This is a genomic window from Actibacterium sp. D185-2 (assembly GCF_054954595.1).
Window position 1 is genome coordinate 313,502 of sequence record NZ_JBPWNX010000004.1, and the last position, 18,566, is coordinate 332,067.

18 protein-coding genes are annotated in these 18,566 nt (G+C 63.8%); 14 read left to right on the forward strand and 4 right to left on the reverse strand.

Features of this window, described 5'->3' with window-relative positions:
- Positions 1–136: 136 nt before the first annotated feature.
- From ACSR1C_RS10145 to ACSR1C_RS10180, 8 genes are all read left to right on the forward strand, one after another.
- Entirely contained in the window at positions 137–898 is a 762-nt protein-coding gene (locus ACSR1C_RS10145) for an N-formylglutamate amidohydrolase (RefSeq protein ID WP_460258994.1), read from the forward strand.
- Positions 898–1,404, forward strand: a complete 507-nt coding sequence (locus tag ACSR1C_RS10150; RefSeq protein ID WP_460259286.1) for a TRAP transporter small permease subunit — start codon at positions 898–900, stop codon at positions 1,402–1,404. The genes ACSR1C_RS10145 and ACSR1C_RS10150 overlap by 1 nt, the downstream gene beginning before the upstream one ends.
- The gene (locus tag ACSR1C_RS10155; RefSeq protein WP_460258993.1) at positions 1,404–2,729 is read left to right on the forward strand and encodes a TRAP transporter large permease; all 1,326 of its coding nucleotides are present in this window, start codon (positions 1,404–1,406) and stop codon (positions 2,727–2,729) included. The genes ACSR1C_RS10150 and ACSR1C_RS10155 overlap by 1 nt, the downstream gene beginning before the upstream one ends.
- Before the next feature lie 55 nt (positions 2,730–2,784).
- Complete coding sequence (locus tag ACSR1C_RS10160) at positions 2,785–3,816, forward strand: TRAP transporter substrate-binding protein (protein ID WP_460258992.1); 1,032 nt, start codon at positions 2,785–2,787, stop codon at positions 3,814–3,816.
- 92 nt (positions 3,817–3,908) lie between these two features.
- Entirely contained in the window at positions 3,909–5,273 is a 1,365-nt protein-coding gene (locus ACSR1C_RS10165) for a glutamine synthetase family protein (RefSeq protein ID WP_460258991.1), read from the forward strand.
- 11 nt (positions 5,274–5,284) lie between these two features.
- The gene (locus ACSR1C_RS10170; protein WP_460258990.1) at positions 5,285–6,667 is read left to right on the forward strand and encodes an aldehyde dehydrogenase family protein; all 1,383 of its coding nucleotides are present in this window, start codon (positions 5,285–5,287) and stop codon (positions 6,665–6,667) included.
- The gene (locus tag ACSR1C_RS10175; protein ID WP_460258989.1) at positions 6,664–7,818 is read left to right on the forward strand and encodes an iron-containing alcohol dehydrogenase; all 1,155 of its coding nucleotides are present in this window, start codon (positions 6,664–6,666) and stop codon (positions 7,816–7,818) included. The genes ACSR1C_RS10170 and ACSR1C_RS10175 overlap by 4 nt, the downstream gene beginning before the upstream one ends.
- A 132-nt stretch (positions 7,819–7,950) precedes the next feature.
- Positions 7,951–8,727, forward strand: coding sequence for a DeoR/GlpR family DNA-binding transcription regulator (locus ACSR1C_RS10180; protein WP_460258988.1), 777 nt, complete (start codon positions 7,951–7,953; stop codon positions 8,725–8,727).
- Position 8,728: 1 nt separating this feature from the next.
- On the opposite strand, the gene ACSR1C_RS10185 is transcribed toward ACSR1C_RS10180, so the two are convergent.
- Both ACSR1C_RS10185 and ACSR1C_RS10190 read right to left on the reverse strand, forming a co-directional pair.
- Complete coding sequence (locus ACSR1C_RS10185) at positions 8,729–10,054, reverse strand: aspartate aminotransferase family protein (protein ID WP_460258987.1); 1,326 nt, start codon at positions 10,052–10,054, stop codon at positions 8,729–8,731.
- A gap of 6 nt (positions 10,055–10,060) precedes the next feature.
- On the reverse strand, positions 10,061–11,071 hold the full coding sequence (locus tag ACSR1C_RS10190; RefSeq protein WP_460258986.1) for a phosphotransferase enzyme family protein: 1,011 nt from the start codon (positions 11,069–11,071) through the stop codon (positions 10,061–10,063).
- A gap of 198 nt (positions 11,072–11,269) precedes the next feature.
- Between ACSR1C_RS10190 and ACSR1C_RS10195 the strand changes: the two genes are divergently transcribed.
- From ACSR1C_RS10195 to ACSR1C_RS10220, 6 genes are all read left to right on the forward strand, one after another.
- Complete coding sequence (locus tag ACSR1C_RS10195; RefSeq protein ID WP_460258985.1) at positions 11,270–12,403, forward strand: ABC transporter substrate-binding protein; 1,134 nt, start codon at positions 11,270–11,272, stop codon at positions 12,401–12,403.
- 74 nt (positions 12,404–12,477) lie between these two features.
- Complete coding sequence (locus tag ACSR1C_RS10200) at positions 12,478–13,554, forward strand: ABC transporter ATP-binding protein (RefSeq protein WP_460258984.1); 1,077 nt, start codon at positions 12,478–12,480, stop codon at positions 13,552–13,554.
- Entirely contained in the window at positions 13,541–14,395 is an 855-nt protein-coding gene (locus tag ACSR1C_RS10205) for an ABC transporter permease (protein ID WP_460258983.1), read from the forward strand. The genes ACSR1C_RS10200 and ACSR1C_RS10205 overlap by 14 nt, the downstream gene beginning before the upstream one ends.
- Positions 14,395–15,210 carry an ABC transporter permease gene (locus ACSR1C_RS10210; RefSeq protein ID WP_460258982.1) on the forward strand — a complete coding sequence of 272 codons (816 nt, stop codon included), beginning with the start codon at positions 14,395–14,397 and terminating at the stop codon, positions 15,208–15,210. The genes ACSR1C_RS10205 and ACSR1C_RS10210 overlap by 1 nt, the downstream gene beginning before the upstream one ends.
- Positions 15,211–15,220: 10 nt before the next feature.
- Positions 15,221–16,000 (forward strand): 3-oxoacyl-ACP reductase FabG, encoded by a 780-nt coding sequence (gene fabG, locus ACSR1C_RS10215; RefSeq protein WP_460258981.1) that lies wholly within the window; start codon positions 15,221–15,223, stop codon positions 15,998–16,000.
- 1 nt (position 16,001) lies between these two features.
- Positions 16,002–16,673 (forward strand): cysteine hydrolase family protein, encoded by a 672-nt coding sequence (locus ACSR1C_RS10220; RefSeq protein WP_460258980.1) that lies wholly within the window; start codon positions 16,002–16,004, stop codon positions 16,671–16,673.
- A gap of 30 nt (positions 16,674–16,703) precedes the next feature.
- Here the strand turns inward: ACSR1C_RS10220 and ACSR1C_RS10225 are convergent, their stop codons facing one another.
- Both ACSR1C_RS10225 and ACSR1C_RS10230 read right to left on the reverse strand, forming a co-directional pair.
- On the reverse strand, positions 16,704–18,140 hold the full coding sequence (locus ACSR1C_RS10225; protein WP_460258979.1) for an aspartate kinase: 1,437 nt from the start codon (positions 18,138–18,140) through the stop codon (positions 16,704–16,706).
- A 34-nt stretch (positions 18,141–18,174) separates the two neighbouring features.
- On the reverse strand, positions 18,175–18,561 hold the full coding sequence (locus ACSR1C_RS10230) for an ectoine synthase (RefSeq protein WP_460258978.1): 387 nt from the start codon (positions 18,559–18,561) through the stop codon (positions 18,175–18,177).
- Positions 18,562–18,566: the final 5 nt, after the last annotated feature.

The window sequence follows — 18,566 nt, forward strand, 5'->3', positions numbered from 1 at the left end:
CACTCCTCTTCACCCCACGCATGGTTCGCACAGTTTGTAAGCTTATCTTCAGGCCCGTTTTGTTAGAAGAGAATTTTTCAGATTTTTTATTGACAGGCCGGGGCCGAGTATCGAACCCTGTCCGGGTGGAGGTGCCATGGCGCGCGACGGGCAATCATTCGACACAGTGGCGATAGAGGGGCTGGCAGGACCGTCCCCGGTGGTTTTCCTGTGCGAACACGCCGCGCATTTCATCCCGCCACAGTACCACGATCTGGGGCTGCGCGGGACCGCTTTGACCAGCCATATCGCCTGGGATATCGGCGCGCTGGCGCTGGCGCAGCGTCTGGCGGGGGCCTTTGGCGCGCCGTTGGTCGCGGGCCGGGTGTCGCGGCTGATCTATGACTGCAACCGCCCGCCCGAAGCCCCCGACGCGATCCCCGCCCGCAGCGAGGTATTCGACATTCCCGGCAATGCCGATCTGACCCCGCAGGCGCGACAGGCCCGCCAGACGGATGTCTACGACCCGTTTTGCGCGGCGGTCGACCGGGCGATGCTGGCGGCCCGGCCCGCGGCGCTGGTCACGGTCCACAGTTTCACCCCGGTCTATAACGGCCAGCCCCGCCCGGTGCAGATCGGCATCCTGCATGACAGCGACCGCCGGCTTGCCGATGCACTGCTGGCCCAAGATTGGGGCAATGTGGACGTGCAGCGCAATCAACCCTACGGCCCCGGGGACGGGGTGACCCATTCGCTGAAGCTGCACGCGCAGTCGCGCGGGCGGGCCAATGTGATGATCGAAGTGCGCAGCGATCTGATCGACCACCCCGAAGGGCTGGCCGCGATGGCCGCATTGCTGGACCGCAATCTGCACGCCGCGCTGACGCGCTGCGGGGTCGTGATGGAAGGGGCCAGATGATGCATCCGGGCGTGCTGACATTCATTCGCCTTGTCGATGGCTTCAACCGCCGGGTCGGGCGCATCGCCATGTACGGCATCTTTGTGATGATGGGCATTTTGCTGTGGTCGTCGGTGTCGAAGACCTTTTTCCTGCCCTCGCGCTGGACGCTGGAAATGGCGCAATTCGCGATGGTGGCCTATTACATGCTGGGCGGCGCCTATTCGATCCAGCTTGGCTCGAACGTGCGGATGGATCTGTTCTATGGCGGCTGGAGCGACCGGACGAAGGCCTGGGTCGATGCCTTTACGGTGTTCTTCCTGATCTTCTTTCTTGGGGTTCTGCTGTATGGCGGGATCGACAGCACCGCCTATGCGCTGAAATATAACGAGCGCAGCCCGACCGCCTGGCGGCCCTATCTGGCGCCGATCAAGATCGCGATGTGTTTCGGCATTTTCCTGATGCTGCTGCAGGCGGTTTCCGAGTTTCTGAAGGATGTCGCCAAGCTGCGCGGGGTAAAGTTCTGATGTCCTATGAAATGATCGCGATCGTCATGTTCTCGACCATGATGGTCATGCTGTTGACCGGGCAGCGGGTGTTCGGCGCGATCGGGTTCGTCGGCGTCGTCGCGGCCCTGTTGCTGTGGGGGACGGGCGGGTCCAATATCGGCTTTTCGGCGGCGATGAAGCTGATGAAATGGTATCCGTTGCTGACCCTGCCGATGTTCATCTTCATGGGCTATGTGCTGTCGGAAAGCAAAATCGCCGACGATCTGTACAAGATGTTCCATGTCTGGATGGGGCCGCTGCGCGGCGGTCTGGCGATCGGGACGATCCTGCTGATGGTGCTGATTTCGGCGATGAACGGGTTGTCGGTGGCGGGCATGGCCATCGGCGCGACCATCGCATTGCCCGAACTGCTGCGGCGCAACTATGACAAGATCATGGTGACCGGGGTCATTCAGGCCGGATCCTCGCTTGGCATTCTGGTGCCGCCCTCGGTGGTGCTGGTGCTTTATGCGATGATCGCGCGTCAGCCGGTCGGGCAGTTGTGGCTGGCGGGCCTGTTTCCCGGGCTGATGATGGCGGCGATGTTCGTGCTTTACGTCGTGATCCGCTGCTGGCTGCAACCCGAACTGGGCCCGGTCCTGCCCGAAAGCGAGCGCGAGAGCATCACCCGCGCCGAAAAGATGCGCCTGCTGCGCGCCGGGCTGCTGCCGCTGATCATCTTCGCGGTGATGATGGTGCCGTTCATCAACGGCTGGACCTCGCTGGTCGAAAGTTCGGCGGTGGGCGCGCTGGCCGCGTTCCTGGCCGCCGTTCTGAAAGGCCGGATGACGGCGCAGGTGTTCGAGAACTCGGTGCGCAACACGCTGGGCATTTCGTGCATGTTCATGTGGATCATCCTGGCCGCGCTTGGCTTTGGCGCGGTGTTCGACGGGCTGGGCGCGGTGCGCGCCATCGACACGCTGTTCACCGACGAGTTGGGCCTTGATCCCTGGATGATCCTGATCCTGATGCAGCTCAGCTTCATCGTCATGGGCACGTTCCTGGACGACACCGCCATGCTGGTGATCGTCGCACCGCTTTATGTGCCGCTGGTCAAGGCGCTGGGGTTCGATCTGATCTGGTACGGTGTGCTGTACACGATCACCACGCAGATCGCCTATATGACCCCGCCCTTCGGCTATAACCTGTTCCTGATGCGCGCGATGGCGCCGCCGGAAATCGGCCTGATCGACATCTACCGATCAATCGTTCCCTTCGTTCTGGTGATGATCCTGTCCCTGACCGTGGTGATGCTGTTCCCGCAGATCGCGCTTTGGCTGCCGAATTATGTTTACGGAAAATAACCCCCTAAAGAACTCCGATAACGGAGCAATTCATAGAGCAACAAGGAGAGTGGAAATGACGACGAGACGTAAGTTCATCAAGGGTGCCGCGCTGATCCCGGCGGCGGGTCTTGCCGCGCCCGCACTGGCCCAATCGACCATCCGCTGGCGGATGCAGACCTATGCCGGCCCGGCGCTGGCCGAGCATGTGATCAAGCCCGCCATCGACAGCTTCAACAAGATCGCCAGCGACGAAATGCAGATCGAGCTGTTCTTCGCCGATCAGCTTGTCCCCACCGGAGAGCTGTTCCGCGCCATGCAGTCGGGCACGATCGACGCGGTGCAGTCGGATGACGACTCCATGGCCTCGCCGACCGAAGTGACGGTGTTTGGCGGTTATTTCCCATTCGCCAGCCGCTATTCGCTGGATGTGCCGGTGCTGTTCAACCAGTACGGACTGAATGAAATCTGGGATGCGGAATATTCCAAGGTCGGCGTCAAGCACCTGTCGGCGGGCGCGTGGGATCCGTGCCATTTCGCCACCAAGGATCCGATCAACAGCCTGGCAGACCTGAAGGGCAAGCGCGTCTTCACCTTCCCGACCGCCGGCCGCTTCCTGACCCAGTTCGGCGTGGTGCCGGTCACCCTGCCCTGGGAAGACATCGAAGTCGCCGTGCAAACCGGCGAGTTGGACGGCATCGCCTGGTCGGGCATCACCGAGGATTACACCGTTGGCTGGGCCGATGTGACCAACTATTTCCTGACCAACAACATCTCGGGCGCTTGGGCCGGATCGTTCTTTGCCAACATGGACCGCTACAACGAGCTGCCCGATCACCTGAAAGAGCTGCTCAAGGTCTGCATGGATCAGTCGCATTATTACCGCCAGTGGTGGTATTGGGGCGGCGAGGCCAGCCTGCGGGTCAACGGCCCGAAGATGGAACTGACAACCATCCCGGACGAAGAATGGGCCACGGTCGAGGCCGCCGCGCTGACCTTCTGGGACGAAATCGCCGCCGAATCCGAAACCAAGGCGAAGGTGGTCGAGATCTTTAAGCAGTATAACGCCGACATGGTGAAAGCCGGCCGGCCTTACCGCTACGGCTGATCGTCCTTTCGGGCCGGTGGCCCGCTTTCGAAACCCGAAGTCCCGGACACAGGTCCGGGGCTTCCTTTGCTAAAAACCGGAGAGGCAGCACAATGCCCGGAAACCTGACGCTGGATGCGCTGAAAGACCTGACCGAGTCGGGCGAGATCGACACCGTTCTGGCCTGCATGGTCGACATGCAGGGCCGGTTGATGGGCAAACGTTTTCTGGCGCAGCATTTCGTGGAAAGCGCCTGGCAGGAAACCCATTGCTGCAACTATCTGCTGGCCACCGATCTGGAAATGAACACGGTGGACGGCTATGCCGCCACAAGCTGGTCGCGCGGCTATGGCGACTACCTGCTGCGCCCCGACATGGCCACCCTGCGCCGCGCCGCCTGGCTGGACGGCACCGCGATGGTGCTGTGCGATGTGCTGGATCATCACGGCCACCACGAGATCGCCCATTCCCCCCGCGCGATGCTGAAATCGCAGCTTGCGCGGCTGGCGGCGATGGGCCTGACGCCCGTCTGCGCGACCGAGCTGGAATTTTTCATCTTCGAGCAAAGCTTTGACGAGATCCGCAAGGCGGGTTTTCGCGATCTGACCCCGATCAGCGGCTATAACGAGGATTACCAGATCCTTCAGACCACCAAGGAAGAAAGCGTGATGCGTACCCTGCGCAACGGGCTTTATGCCTCGGGCATCCCGGTCGAGGGGTCCAAGGGCGAGGCCGAGGCCGGTCAGGAGGAACTGAACATCCGCTATGGCAGCGCGATGGACTGCGCCGATTACCACAGTATCGCCAAGCACGCCGCCAAGGAAATCGGCTGGCAAAAGGGCCACGCGGTCAGCTTTTTGCCGAAATGGCACGCCTCCCGCGTGGGCTCGGCCAGCCATGTGCATCAGTCGCTGCGCGGTACCGACGGCACGCCGCTGTTCTATGATCCCGACGCCCCGCTGGGCATGTCGCAGATGATGCGCCACTATCTGGGCGGGTTGCTGAAATACGCGGGCGACATCACTTGGTTCTTTGCGCCCTATGTCAACAGCTACAAGCGGTTCCAGACCGGCAGCTTCGCGCCCACGCGCAAGGTCTGGTCGGTCGATAACCGCACGGCGGCGTTCCGGCTGTGCGGCGATGGCTCGCCCGCGGTGCGGATCGAATGCCGCGTGCCAGGCGCCGACATGAACCCCTATCTGGCGATTGCCGCGATGCTGGCCGCCGGGATCAGCGGGATCGAGGAACAGCTCGACCCCGGCACGCCCTTCACCGGCGATGCCTATGAAGGGAACGGGACCCACATCCCCACCACCCTGCGCGACGCCACCGAAGAGCTGCGGCAATCGGCCATGCTGCGCGACGCCTTCGGCGATGCTGTTGTCGATCACTACACCCGCGCCGCCGAATGGGAACAGCAAGCCTTCGACGCCGTAGTCACCGATTGGGAAATCGCGCGCGGGTTCGAGCGCGCCTGAGGAACACACCTATGAACAACGTTCTGAAATGTATCTCGCCGATCGACGGATCGGTCTATGCCGAACGTCCGGTGCTGGGCCCGGACGGGGCCGCCAACGCCGTCGCCCGCGCCCGCGCCGCACAGAAAGACTGGGCCGCCCGCCCGTTGCAGCAGCGTATCGCGCTGGTCATGGCCGGGGTCGCCCGCATCGGCGAAATGAACGACGAAATCGTACCGGAACTGGCCCGGCAAATGGGCCGGCCCATCCGCTATGGCGGCGAGTTCGGCGGCTTCAACGAACGCGCCAGCTATATGGCCGGGATCGCCGAACAGGCGCTGGCCCCGATCAGTATCGAGGACAGCGCCACGTTCCGGCGGCTGATCAAGCGTGAACCGCATGGTGTGGTGTTGGTCATCGCGCCCTGGAACTATCCCTACATGACCGCGATCAACTCGGTCGCGCCGGCGCTGATCGCGGGCAATACGGTGCTGCTGAAACACGCGACCCAGACCCTGCTGGTCGGCGAGCGCCTGGCACAGGCCTTCCATGCGGCCGGTGTGCCCGAAGACGTGTTCCAGAACGTGTTTCTGGACCATCAGACGACATCCGACCTGATCGCCGCGAAATCCTTCGGCTTCGTCAACTTCACCGGCTCGGTCGGCGGCGGACAGACCATCGAACGCGCGGCGGCGGGCACCTTCACCGGCGTCGGGCTGGAACTGGGCGGCAAGGATCCGGGCTATGTGATGGAAGACGCCGATCTGGACGCGGCGGTCGATACGCTGCTGGATGCGGCGATGTTCAACTCCGGCCAGTGCTGTTGCGGGATCGAGCGGATCTATGTTCACGAAACCCTGTTCGGTGCCTTTGTCGAAAAATCGGTCGCGCTGGTGAAAGGTTACCGGCTTGGTAATCCGCTGCGCTCCGAAACCACGCTGGGCCCGATGGCGCATCGCCGTTTCGCGGACGAAGTCCGCGCGCAGGTGGCCGAGGCCGTGGCCGCCGGGGCCACCGCCCATATCCCCCCCTTCGCCGAGGATGACGGCGGCACCTACCTTACGCCGCAGATCCTGACCGGCGTCGACCATTCGATGCGGGTGATGCGCGACGAAAGTTTTGGCCCCGTGGTCGGCATCATGCCGGTGTCGGGCGACGCCGAAGCCCTGGCGCTGATGAATGACAGCGCGTTCGGCCTGACCGCATCGCTGTGGACCGCCGATCCCGAACGGGCCGAACGGCTGGGCGGCGAAATCGAAACCGGAACGGTGTTCATGAACCGCGCCGATTACCTTGACCCGGCGCTGTGCTGGACCGGCTGCAAATCGACCGGCAAGGGCGGCGCGCTGTCGCTGATCGGCTATCACAACCTGACCCGTCCCAAATCCTATCACCTGAAGAAGGTCACATCATGACACTGACTGGCAACTGGTCCTACCCCACCGCGATCCGCTTTGGCGCAGGTCGGATCAAAGAACTGGCCGAGGCCTGCGCACAGGCCGGTATCGAACGCCCGCTTCTGGTCACCGACCGCGGGCTGGCACCGCTGCCGATCACCGTGGCGACGCTTGACCTGATGCAGGCCGCCGGGCTGGGCCGCGCGATTTTTGCGCAGGTCGACCCCAACCCGAACGAGATCAACCTTGCCGCCGGGCTGGACGTCTATCGCGCGGGCGGCCATGACGGGGTGATCGCCTTCGGCGGCGGCTCGGGACTCGATCTGGGCAAGATGATCGCCTTCATGTCGGGCCAGACCCGCCCGATCTGGGATTTCGAGGATATCGGCGACTGGTGGACCCGCGCCGACCCGGATGGCATCGCCCCGATCATCGCCGTGCCCACCACCGCCGGCACCGGATCCGAGGTCGGGCGCGCCAGCGTCATCACCAATTCCGAAACCCATGTGAAAAAGATCATCTTCCATCCCAAGGTGCTGCCCAGCGTCGTGATCTGCGACCCGGAACTGACCGTGGGAATGCCCGCGGCGATCACCGCAGGGACCGGCATGGATGCCTTCGCCCATTGCCTGGAGGCGTTCTGCTCGCCGCATTATCACCCGATGAGCCAGGGCATCGCGCTGGAAGGGATGCGGCTGGTCGACACTTACCTGCCCCGCGCCTATGCCGACGGCACCGACCTGGAGGCCCGCGCCCATATGATGAGCGCCGCCGCCATGGGCGCCGTGGCCTTTCAGAAGGGTCTGGGTGCGATCCACGCGCTGAGCCATCCGGTGGGCGCGGTCTATAACACCCATCACGGCACGACCAACGCGGTGGTTATGCCGCCCGTCCTGACCTTCAACCGCCCTGCCATCGAAGACCGGATCGTTCAGGCCGCCGCCTATCTTGGCATCCCGGGTGGTTTCGACGGTTTCTATCAGCGGGTTCTGGAACTGCGCGCGACCCTGGGCATCCCCGACACGCTAACCGATATGGGGGTTCCGTCCGACCGGCTGGACGAACTGACCGAAATGGCGCTGAACGATCCCAGCGTGGGCGGCAATCCGGTGGCGATGGATTTCGACAACACGCGGCGGCTGTTTCAGGCCTGTCTGCGGCAAGGCTAGATGGGAACGCCGTTCAAAACGCAAGGGGCGGCGCGGCGTATTGGCGCCCGCCACCGAACCGCGTGACGCGCGGCCCGGCGCGGCTTATAGTTCTGCTTCAACCGCAGCAGCACAGCCGAACGCCCCGGAGCGATGAACAAGAAGAGCCGCCGTCATAACCAAATTCTCGCGCAACTGACGGCCCTTCCCACGATGCGGGTCGGTGCGCTGGCCAGCGAACTGGGGGTAACGACCGAAACGATCCGGCGGGATCTGGACGAGCTGACCGAGCGCGGGTTGATCAGCCGCACCTATGGCGGCGCGATGTTGCGGCAGGGGCTCGAACCCGCGCTGTCGGTCCGCCAGAACGAGCTGAAGGAAGAGCGCACCGCGATCGCCAGGGCCGCCGTCCCCCGGCTGACCGATGCACGGGTGATCATGATCGGGTCGGGCGCGACCACGGTGCATGTCTCGCGCCGGATCGCGTTCGAGATGCGCGACATCACCGTGATCACCCATTCCTTTGGCGTGGCGACAACACTGTCCTTCAACCCCACGATCAAGGTCATCATGGCGCCCGGCCTCTATCATTCGGGCGAAGGCGCGATGCATGGCGCCCAGACCGTCCGCTTCTTGTCGGAATACAACGCCGACTGGACCGTGCTCGGGGCCAGCGGGCTGGCGCCCGACGGGCCAAGCGACGCACTGGTCGAGGCGGCGGATGTCTATGCCACGATGCTGCGGCAGGCCGGTCAGCGGATGGTCGTCGCCGACAGGACGAAATTCGACCGGGTCTCGACCGCGCGCTATGCCCGCTGGAGCCATATCGACATTCTGGTCAGCGATGCGGTGCCCGGCGGCCCGCTTGGCCGCGCCCTGAAACAGGCCGAGGTTGAGGTCCTGACGGCGGGCGGCCCGGCGAAAGCCTAGTTCAACCCGCCAGCGACGCACCCAGCGCATCGGCAAAGATATCGGCCTCGTCCATGCTCAGGCACAGCGGCGGGCGGATTTTCAGGGTATTCCCGAACCGACCCGCCGCGCCGATCAGGATATGGCGTTCTTTTAGGCGGTCGATCAGCGTCAGGGCAAAGCCCGGATCGGGGCTGTCCGGCGCGTCCGGCGCGCACAGTTCCAGCCCGATGAACAGGCCCGCGCCGCGCACATCGGCGATGCGCGGGTCCGCCGCAGCCAGCGCCGAAAGCCGGGATTTCAGATGCGCGCCGACCGTTTGCGCGTTCTGCTGCAACCCCTCGTCGTCGATGACGCTCAGCACGGCCAGCCCCGCCGCCGCCGCAACCGGATTTCCGCCGAAGGTGTTGAAATAGCCCACTTCCTCGCAGAATTTTTCCAGAGAATCCGGCCGCGCGGCCATCGCCGCCATCGGAAATCCGTTGCCCATCGGCTTGCCCATCGTGATCAGGTCGGGCGTGACCCCGTGCCGCGCGAATCCCCAGAAGCAATCGCCGGTCCGCGCAAATCCGGGCTGCACCTCGTCGGCCAGAAACAGCCCGCCCGCGGCCCGGATCGCCGCGACCGCAGGCTGCAGGAACCCGGCCGGATCGGCGAAAATCCCATCGCTGGAAAAGATGGAATCGCAGATGAAAGCCGCCGGTCTGTGCCCGCGCGCCGCAAGTGTGGCAATCGCGGCGCGCAGGCTGTCGGCGAAACCGGCGGCCAGGTCTGCGCCGAAAACCTGTGCGGACGGGGCCGGGATCGTCACCACGTGATCGGGCAGAACCGCCCGTTTCAGTGCCGAGGGCGAAACCTGGGTCACCAGCGCGGTATTCCCGTGATAGGCGTTTTCGGTCACGATAAACCCGGTGCCGCCGGTGGCCTTCTGCGCCACCCGCATGGCAAGATCGTTCGCTTCCGACCCCGAACAGGTCATGACCACATTCGTCAGGCCCTGCGGCAGCCGCGCCTTCAGCCGCTCCAGATAGTCGTCCACGATATCGACCAGATAGCGCGTGTTGGTGTTCAGCACCGCCATCTGATCGGCCACCGCCCGCACCACGGCGGAATGCGAATGCCCGACCGACGGCACATTGTTGTAGAAGTCCAGATAGTGCGTGCCATCCCGGCTGATCATCCAACTGCCCGCGGCCGAGGCGATCTCCAGCGGGTCGCGGTAGAACAGCACCGAGGCCGCGCCCAGATTGTCGAGCCTGCGCCGCAGCGCCACCGGCTCCTCGCCCGCCCGGACCGAGCTTTTGTCGAAAGCGTTCATATCCAGGATCTGCCGAACCTTGCTGTTCATTTCCGGTTACACCACTTGTTTCTGAACTTCGTTCAAATAGGTTTCCGCAATCTCCAGCGTCCCGTCGGTGAACCGGTCCAGCCCGGCCCATTGCGCGGTTTCGGTTTCCGCGTGGCTGGCGATCCAGGCGGTCAGCAGCAGCCGGCGGAACATGATGAATGTGGGCAGCATCGCGACATGTTCGTCGTCCAGCGGCGCAACGGCGCGGTAGCCCGCGACCCAGGCCTCCTGCAGGGCCGGGATCGCCGGGCTGGTTTCCAGAAAGCTGATCGCGGCGGCGAAGTCATAGGCGAACCAGCTGAAGCCGCAATCGTCGAAGTCGATGACACCCAACCGGTCACCCTCGACCAGCAGATTGGCCAGCCGCAGATCCGCATGAACCAGGCCGAACCGGTCCGGGCCGGTGCCATAGGCGTGCAGCGTCCGGTCAAGATGCACGCAGACCCGTTCCAGCATCGCCTTGCCCTCGGGCCGCAACCCCAGTGCCGCGCGCCATTCCCCCCAAAGCGGGGCACCGCCCAGCGCGGTTTCGAAATTCCAGGTCTTGCGGACAAATCCCGCAGGGGGCTGCCAGCGGCGGGTATGGCCGTGCAGCCGCGCGCTGATCCCGCCAAGGCACCGGAACCCATCCACCAGATCGCCGTCGGGGTCGGGTTCGCGGCCGGGCATGAATTCGAAGGCCACGACATGGCGGATCTGGCCGGCATCCTCGAACTGACCAATCAGATCGCCGTTTTGCATGACAAGCGGTTCGGGGGTCGCGACGGCCTGATCCTGCCGCAGCGCGGTAATCCAGGCCAGTTCTGACGCGATCTCGGCCCGCGTGTGATAGTCGGGCCGGTGCACACGCAGGATCACCGGCGACGGGCGGTCGGGATCGCGGGCCAGAAAGGTCGCATTCTCGGACAGGGTCAGCAGCGTGACCTCGGTCCGATCGGACAATCCCCATTGGGACATCACCGATTGCGCCCCGATTCTGAGCGCTTCGACGAATCCATCCTGATAGAGACCGCTCATCCCCGCGCCTTTCATTGCTGCATCTTGAGGCAAGTCTAGAAACTGAATCTGTGACTTGCAACATTTTACTTGCGTCATCGAATTTTTTAGAGAATCCTAAATCGGCAAATGCTGCAGCGCAACATAACGACTGCACTCGGAACAACGCCGCGCGGCCCGCCCGCGCGGCATAACCCAACAGAGAGATGGAGACTGACGATGAGCCTGACACGCCGTGCTTTCACCGCCGGGCTCGGGGCCCTGGCCGGCGCTTCCGCGATGATGCCCGCCAGCCGCGCCCTGGCTTCGCGCGAGGATCAACTGAACATCCTGTGCTGGGAAGGGTACAACACCGACGACGTGCTGGGCCCGTTCCGCAAGCTGCACCCCGGCGCCACCGTGCGCGCCGAAAGCGGCACCTCGGACCCCGACATGATCAACAAGCTGCGCGCGGGCGAGGTGAAGGTCTGGGACCTGATCAACCTCAACCAGCCCTGGGCGCGCGGTCAGCTTCTGCCCGAAGGGTTGATCAAGCCGCTGAACAAGGACCGCTTCTTGCCGTATTTCGAAACCATGGCGCCGGAATTTTCGGCTCCCTACCCGCTTGCCTTCGCCGACAATGGCGATCTGATCGGCATGCCGCAGCGGTATGGCCCGTTCTCTTTCGTGGTGAACACCGACAAGATCAGCCGCGAACTGGCCGAAGATCAGGGCTGGAAGCTGTTCCTCGATCCGGCGATGAAGGATCGCTATGGCATCCTGACCTATGACAACTGGAACGTCATGCACATGTGCATCACCGGCGACCTGAATCCGTTCAAGCCATTGGACGAGGCCGGGTTCGCCACCTTCACCGGCGTGGCCGAGCAGATCTTCGGCGGCGCCAAGCTGTTGACCGACGATCTGGTGGCGATGAACACCGCCCTGATCAACGGCGAGATCGACGCCTATTTCACCGGCGGCACCTATACCGCCAGCCCTGCACGTCTGGACGGGCTGACCAATATCCGCGGCATCACCCCGAAATCGGGGCCGATCGACGGCAAGGGCGGCGTCGTGTGGATCGAGCTGACCTCGCTGGTCAACAATCCCGATCCCAGCCCGCTGGCCGAGGATTTCCTGGAATTCGTGCAAAAGCCCGAGATCTGCAAGGCCGTGGGCTTTGCCGAGGGCACCTATAACCCAGTCAGCCAGATGGGCAATCCAGAGGTTTTCGCGCAATGGGACAGCGACGAACTGGACGCGATCCAGTGGGACAGCCTGCCCGAGGAAATGTCGCGGTCGGTCGAATATGACGTAATCGCGGACTATGACAAACTGATGGAAATCTATACCGCGGCCAAGCGCGGCTGACCCTGACGTATATCCAGGGGCGGCCCCGCGCATTCCTGCGCCGGGGCCGCCGGCGATCAAAACGAAGGCACCTCATGGGCGATACGCCGATCCTGCGCATCACTGCGCTGAACAAGACCTTTGACGATTTCACCGCGCTGCATTCGATTGATCTGAATGTGCGCGACGGTGAATTCCTTGCCATTGTCGGCCCATCGGGCAGCGGAAAGACCACGCTGATCCGGCTGCTGGTCGGCATGGATGAACCGACCGATGGCGCGATCTGGCTGCGCGACCTGCGGATCGACCAGATCCCCGCCAACAAGCGTCCGACCTGCATGGTGTTTCAGTCGCTGGCGCTGTTTCCGCACCGCACGGTGGGCCAGAACATCGAGTTTCCGCTGAAACTGCGCAAGGTGCCCGCGGCTGAACGCAAGGCCCGCGCGCTGGAACTGCTGACGCTGCTGCGCCTGCCTGCGGAGTATTACGGCAAGCGGATCGACCAATGCTCGGGCGGTGAAAAGCAGCGTGTCGCCCTGGCGCGGGCGCTGGCCTTCGATCCCGAGATCCTGTTTTTCGACGAGCCCCTGTCGGCACTGGATTACCGGCTGCGCAAGACGCTGGAAAAAGAGCTGAAAGACCTGCACCGCAGGACCGGCAAGACCTTCGTCTACATCACCCATAGTCTGGAAGAGGCGATGGTGATGTCCGACCGGATCGCGATCATGCGCGCGGGCCGGTTCGAGCAGATCGCGCCGGCGGATGAAATCTATGCCCGCCCGGTCAGTACCTTCGTTGCGGGCTTCATGGGCGAGGTCAATCTGTTCCCCGCCGCAGATGGCGGCTTTGCCGGGGTGACGGTCGCACCGCAGGTCGGTGCGCCCCTGATGCCCGCCCACGGCACGCTGATGATCCGCCCCGAAAACCTGCATGTTCTGGCCCCGGACGAAACGGCCGAGATCATGCTGGACGGCACGGTCACCGCCGAATACATCCTCGGGTCGCGCATCCAATATGCGATCGCCCTGCCGTCGGGCCAGCCCGTGGTGCTGGAGCTGTTGCGCGAAAACCGCATCGCCGCCGAGGGCGCAAGCGAGGGGCTGCCGGTACGGCTGGGCTGCGCCGCCGCCGCCTGTCACTTGATTGGGGGGGCCGGCGATGGAACGTCATAACAGCCGGCTTGGCTTTCTTTATGCACTGCCGCTGGGCCTGTTCCTGTGTCTGGCCTTTCTGGCGCCGATCCTTCTGGTGGCGGGGTTTTCGATCATGCCCGCCAAGGTGTTCTCACTGGCGCATATCCCCGATTTTTCGGCCTATGGCACCTTCCTGAAACAGGGGTACTGGAAATCGATCGCCTGGTCGCTGGGCATGGCGCTGGTCGCCACGGTGATCCTGTTCGTGATCTGCTGGCCGCTGGCCTTCGGCATGGCAAAGGTCTTTGGCCGCTTCAGCCTGGTGCTGACCATCGGCGTGGTGATGACCCTGTTCGTGTCGGAAAACATCCGGCTGTTCGGCTGGGGCCTGACCCTGATGAAGGGCGGCCTGATCGAGGGGTACCTGCGCCACTGGACCGGGTCGGGCTTTGACGGGCTGCTCTACAACGTGCCGGTGATCGTTTTCGGGCTGGTCTATGTCTATCTGCCCTTCATGCTGTTTCCGCTGGCGCAGGGGATTTCCATGGTCCCCGACGACGCCCGGCAGGCCGCGTTCGATCTGGGCGCCAGCCGCTGGCAGATCCTGTGGGAAATCGACATTCCGCTGGCCGCGCCGGGGATCATGGTCGGCAGCCTGCTGACCTTCGTGCTGGCCGCCGGGGCGATTGCCGAAAGCAAGCTGCTGGGCGGGCAGACCGTGATCGTCATCGCCGACGAGGTCGAGACCGCCTTTACCTATGGCCAGAACTGGCCGCTGGGATCGGCCCTTGCCATGGTGCTGATCGCGATTGTCGGGGCGCTGGCGGTCTGGGGCATCTCGAAGGCCGATCTGGACAGCATGATCGGGAGGCGCGGCTGATGCGGCCCCATCGCCTGACCCGCGCCGCCCTTGTGATCTACGGCCTGTTGATCCTTGCCTTTCTCTATGTGCCGCTGGTGTCGGTCGGCTTTGCGTCGGTGTCGAAGGCGCGGTATCTGAGCTTTCCGATCCGGCGCTACGCCACCGGCTGGTACGGCGAGGCGCTGGCCAGCGACACGGTACGCGAGTTGCTGTTCGTGTCGCTGCGCGTCGCGGGGATCGTGACCGTGCTATCGATGGTGATGGGTTTTTTTGGCGCGCTGGCCTTTGCCCGCTATCAGTGGCGCTACCGCAAGCTGTATCAAAAACTGATCCTGCTGCCGATCTTCTTTCCCCAGACCGTGCTGGGGCTGGCCCTGTTGATGTGGTTCAACGCCATCGGCATCATCCCAAGCTGGAAAACCGCCATTGTGGCGCATCTGGTCTGGATCGTGCCGATCGCCACGCTGGTGATCGCGATCCGCGCCTACAGTTTCGATGCCGCGCTGGAGGAAGCCGCCCGCGACATGGGCGCCAACACCTGGGACATCCTGCGCGAGGTCACGATCCCGCTGCTGATGCCCGGCGTGATTTCGGCGGGACTATTCGCCTTTCTGCTGTCGTGGGGCAATTTTCCGCTGTCGCTGTTCACCACAGGCGCGGATTCGACCCTGCCCGAATGGCTGTATGCCAAGATGGTGTCGGGCTATTCGCCGCTCGTGCCGACCGTGGGCATGCTGTCCGTTGCCGCGTCGGTCGTTCTGCTGACGCTTGGCCTGACGCTGCCCTGGCTGCTGCGGGCCATCCGCAGCCTTACCGCATCCAGACATCAATAAGGGGGACACCATGTTCAATTCCATCAAGGGACGCGCCACGATCGTCACCGGCGGCTCGAAAGGGATCGGCAAGGGCATCGCCAAGGTGTTCGCCGCCAAGGGCGCGCCGGTCATGATCGCCGCGCGGGGCGAAGCGGCAGCGCAGGACACCGTGGCCGAGATCGAGGCCGCGGGCGGAACCGCCGCCTATCACCTGTGCGACGTGTCCGACTGGGGCGATGTGCAGGGCCTTGTCGCCGCGACCAAAGCCGCCTTCGGCAGCGTCGATATCCTGTGCGCCAATGCCGGGATTTTCCCGCAGGTCAAGCTGATCGACATGGCGCCCGAGGACTGGGACCATGTCATGGCCACCAACCTCAAAAGCAGCTTCCTGTGCGTCAAGGCCTGCATCCCGGAATTCGAGGCCGCCGGAAAGGGCCGCGTGGTACTGACCTCGTCGATCACCGGCCCGGTGACCGGCTTTCCCGGCTGGGCCCATTACGGCGCGTCGAAATCCGGCCAGCTTGGTTTTCTCAAGACCGCCGCGATGGAACTGGCGCGCTATAACACCACGATCAATGCGGTGATGCCGGGCAATATCTATACCGAAGGGTTGCAGGATCTGGGGGCCGACTATCTGAAAACCATGGCCGCCTCGATCCCGCTGAAACGGCTGGGCGCGGTCGAGGATATCGGCAATGCCGCGCTGTTCTTTGCCTCGGACGAGGCCGCCTATATCACCGGCCAGCAGATCGTGGTGGATGGCGGCCAGATCCTGCCCGAAAGCCTGGAGGCAATCGCGGAGATCTGACATGAGCTGGAAAACCGCCTATCGTTCCTTCTATTACGCCACGGCCCCCGAGCCCGACGATATCGTGCTGGACGCCGCACGCACCGCGTTGCTGGTGATCGACATCCAGAACACCTATCTGGCACCCGATGACGACCCGGCAGAGGCCGCGCGCTGGCAGCCGTTTTACGACCGGATGAACGGCCAGGTGATCCCGCGCACGGCGGGGCTGATCGCCTGGGCCCGCACCAGCGGGATCGAGGTGATCTTTGCCCGGATCGCCTGTCTGAAGGATGATGGCCGCGACCGCTCGCTCAGCCAGAAGAAGCCCGGGTTCAACTATCTGCTGATGCCCAAGGACACCGGGGAAAGCCAGATCGTGCCCGAACTGGCCCCGCAGGGCGACGAGATCACGGTACTGAAAACCACCGACAGCGCGCTGACCGGCACCAACCTGCGGCTGATCCTGGCGAATATGGGGATCACCACCACGATCTGCGCCGGGATCTTCACCGATCAGTGCGTTTCGTCCACGGTGCGCAGCCTGGCGGATGAAAGCTTTGAGGTGATCGTGGTCGAAGATTGCTGCGCCGCCGCCACCGAGGCGCTGCATCTCAACGAGTTGGAAACCATCAACATGATCTATTGCCATGTGGTGTCCAGCGACGAGGTAAAAGGCTTTCTGCCCACCTGAATGCGTGTGCCCCGAAGGGCGGCCCGATCGTCAGGCCGCCCGCTTGTGCAATTCGGATTGCGCGACGGGGAAATACAGCGCGTGCATGGTGCGGATCGTTTCATCCAGACTTTCGCGCGGCACGACGAACTGCACATCCACCCTGCGCGTGGTCTGTTGCGCGGAAATCACCTCGATCCCCGCCTTTTCCAGCGCCACCATGCCCCGGCTGAGCACCCGCAACCCCTGAAGGTCGCGCCCGATCACCGAGGCCAGCGACAGCGCCCGCACCGTCACATCGGCCGACGGATAGGCGTCGTTCAGGTCACGCTCGACCCGGCGGATGGATTTCAGCGGCGCGTCCACGAAATGGGTGATCGTGTTCGCGTTCGAGCTTTTGGACACGATGCGCACGTTGTGACGGCGCAGCAGATCAAGGATCGTCGCGTCATAGCCTTTGACCCCCAGCATGTCCTGCTCGAACAGCTCCAGCGCATAGACATTCAACCCGGTCACGATCTCGGCCGCAGGCGCGGTGGCGGGCTGGTCGTCGATCAGGGTGCCGGGATCGTCGGGTTCGAACGCATTGGTCACGCGCAGGGGCACGCCGGCCTGACGCAGGGTGCGCGCCGCCTTGGGGTGGATCGCCTCCATCCCCATGTTCGACAACTGGTCGGCCACGTCGTAATTGGTGTGGCCCAACTTGCACACCGCATCGGCGCCGACAAGGTTGGGATCGGCCGAGGACAGATGGAATTCCTTGTGGATGATCGCCTCGCGCGCGCCGGTCAGGGCGGCGATGCGGCTGAACGTGACCTCGGAATAGCCACGGTCGAATTCCTGCATCAAGCCTTCGCCGCACTGGGCATAGCCGGTGACGACCAGCAATTCCTTGGCCGGATCGGCATCTTGCAGCCCGGCCAACAGCCGCTCTTCAAGGCTCAGCTCGCGCTCGTCGCGCCAGCCCGACAGGTCGATGAACCGGGCCCGGGCGCCGGCGCGGCGCAGCAGCAGCGTGGTGGTAAAGGCGGAATGCGCCTCGCCCAGCCCCGACAGCAGCTCGCGGATGATGCGCATATGCTGCGACAGGCGGAAATGGCCATAGGAACACAGGCGCTGCAGGTCGATCAGACAGCTGCGCGCGCCTTCGATGCGTTCGCGCACGAAATCGTCGGCCTCGCGCAGATCGCCGGGATGGGTCAGCACCTGACCGTGCGCCGTGGCCATGGCTTCGGCCACGCGGGTCAGCGCGTCCAGCCAGCCGTGATCGCTCTCGGCGCTGGCGAACAGGGCATAGACCCCCGGCTCGCCGCTTTTCTTGTGCTCCAGCAACAGGTTCGTGATCCCGCCAAAGGCAGAGACCACGAAAATCCGGTTGTAAAGCGCGGCATCCTTGCGGCCGCCGATGAACAGCGTGTCCAGCAGCTCGTTCAGCCGCGACATAGAGGTGCCGCCGATTTTTTCGACGGTATGGTCGGAATAATTCACGTGTATCTCACCCGGTCGGGCCGGGTGCCTTCTGTTATCCGTCTGCCGCGGCGTAGGAACCGTCGGCGCGGTGTACTTCGCTACCCGTGACGGGCGGATTGAAGACGCAGGCCATGACCAGTTCGTCCTCGGCGCGCAGGGTGTGGCGGTCGTGCAGGTTCAGCGCATACATCACACCGGGCTTGATCGCGTGCGTCTGGCCGGTCTTCAGATCGGTGATCGTACCGGTGCCCTGCATGCAATAGACGCTTTCAAAGTGGTTCTTGTATTCAAACGTATGTTCCGAGCCCGCCTTCAGCGTGGTGATGTGAAAGCTGAACCCCATGCCGTCATCGGCCAGCAGCATCCGCACGGATGTCCACCCGGCATCCGATACGGCGCGGTCGGTGTCGGAAAGGTCGTGAAAGTCGCGAACGATCATGGGGG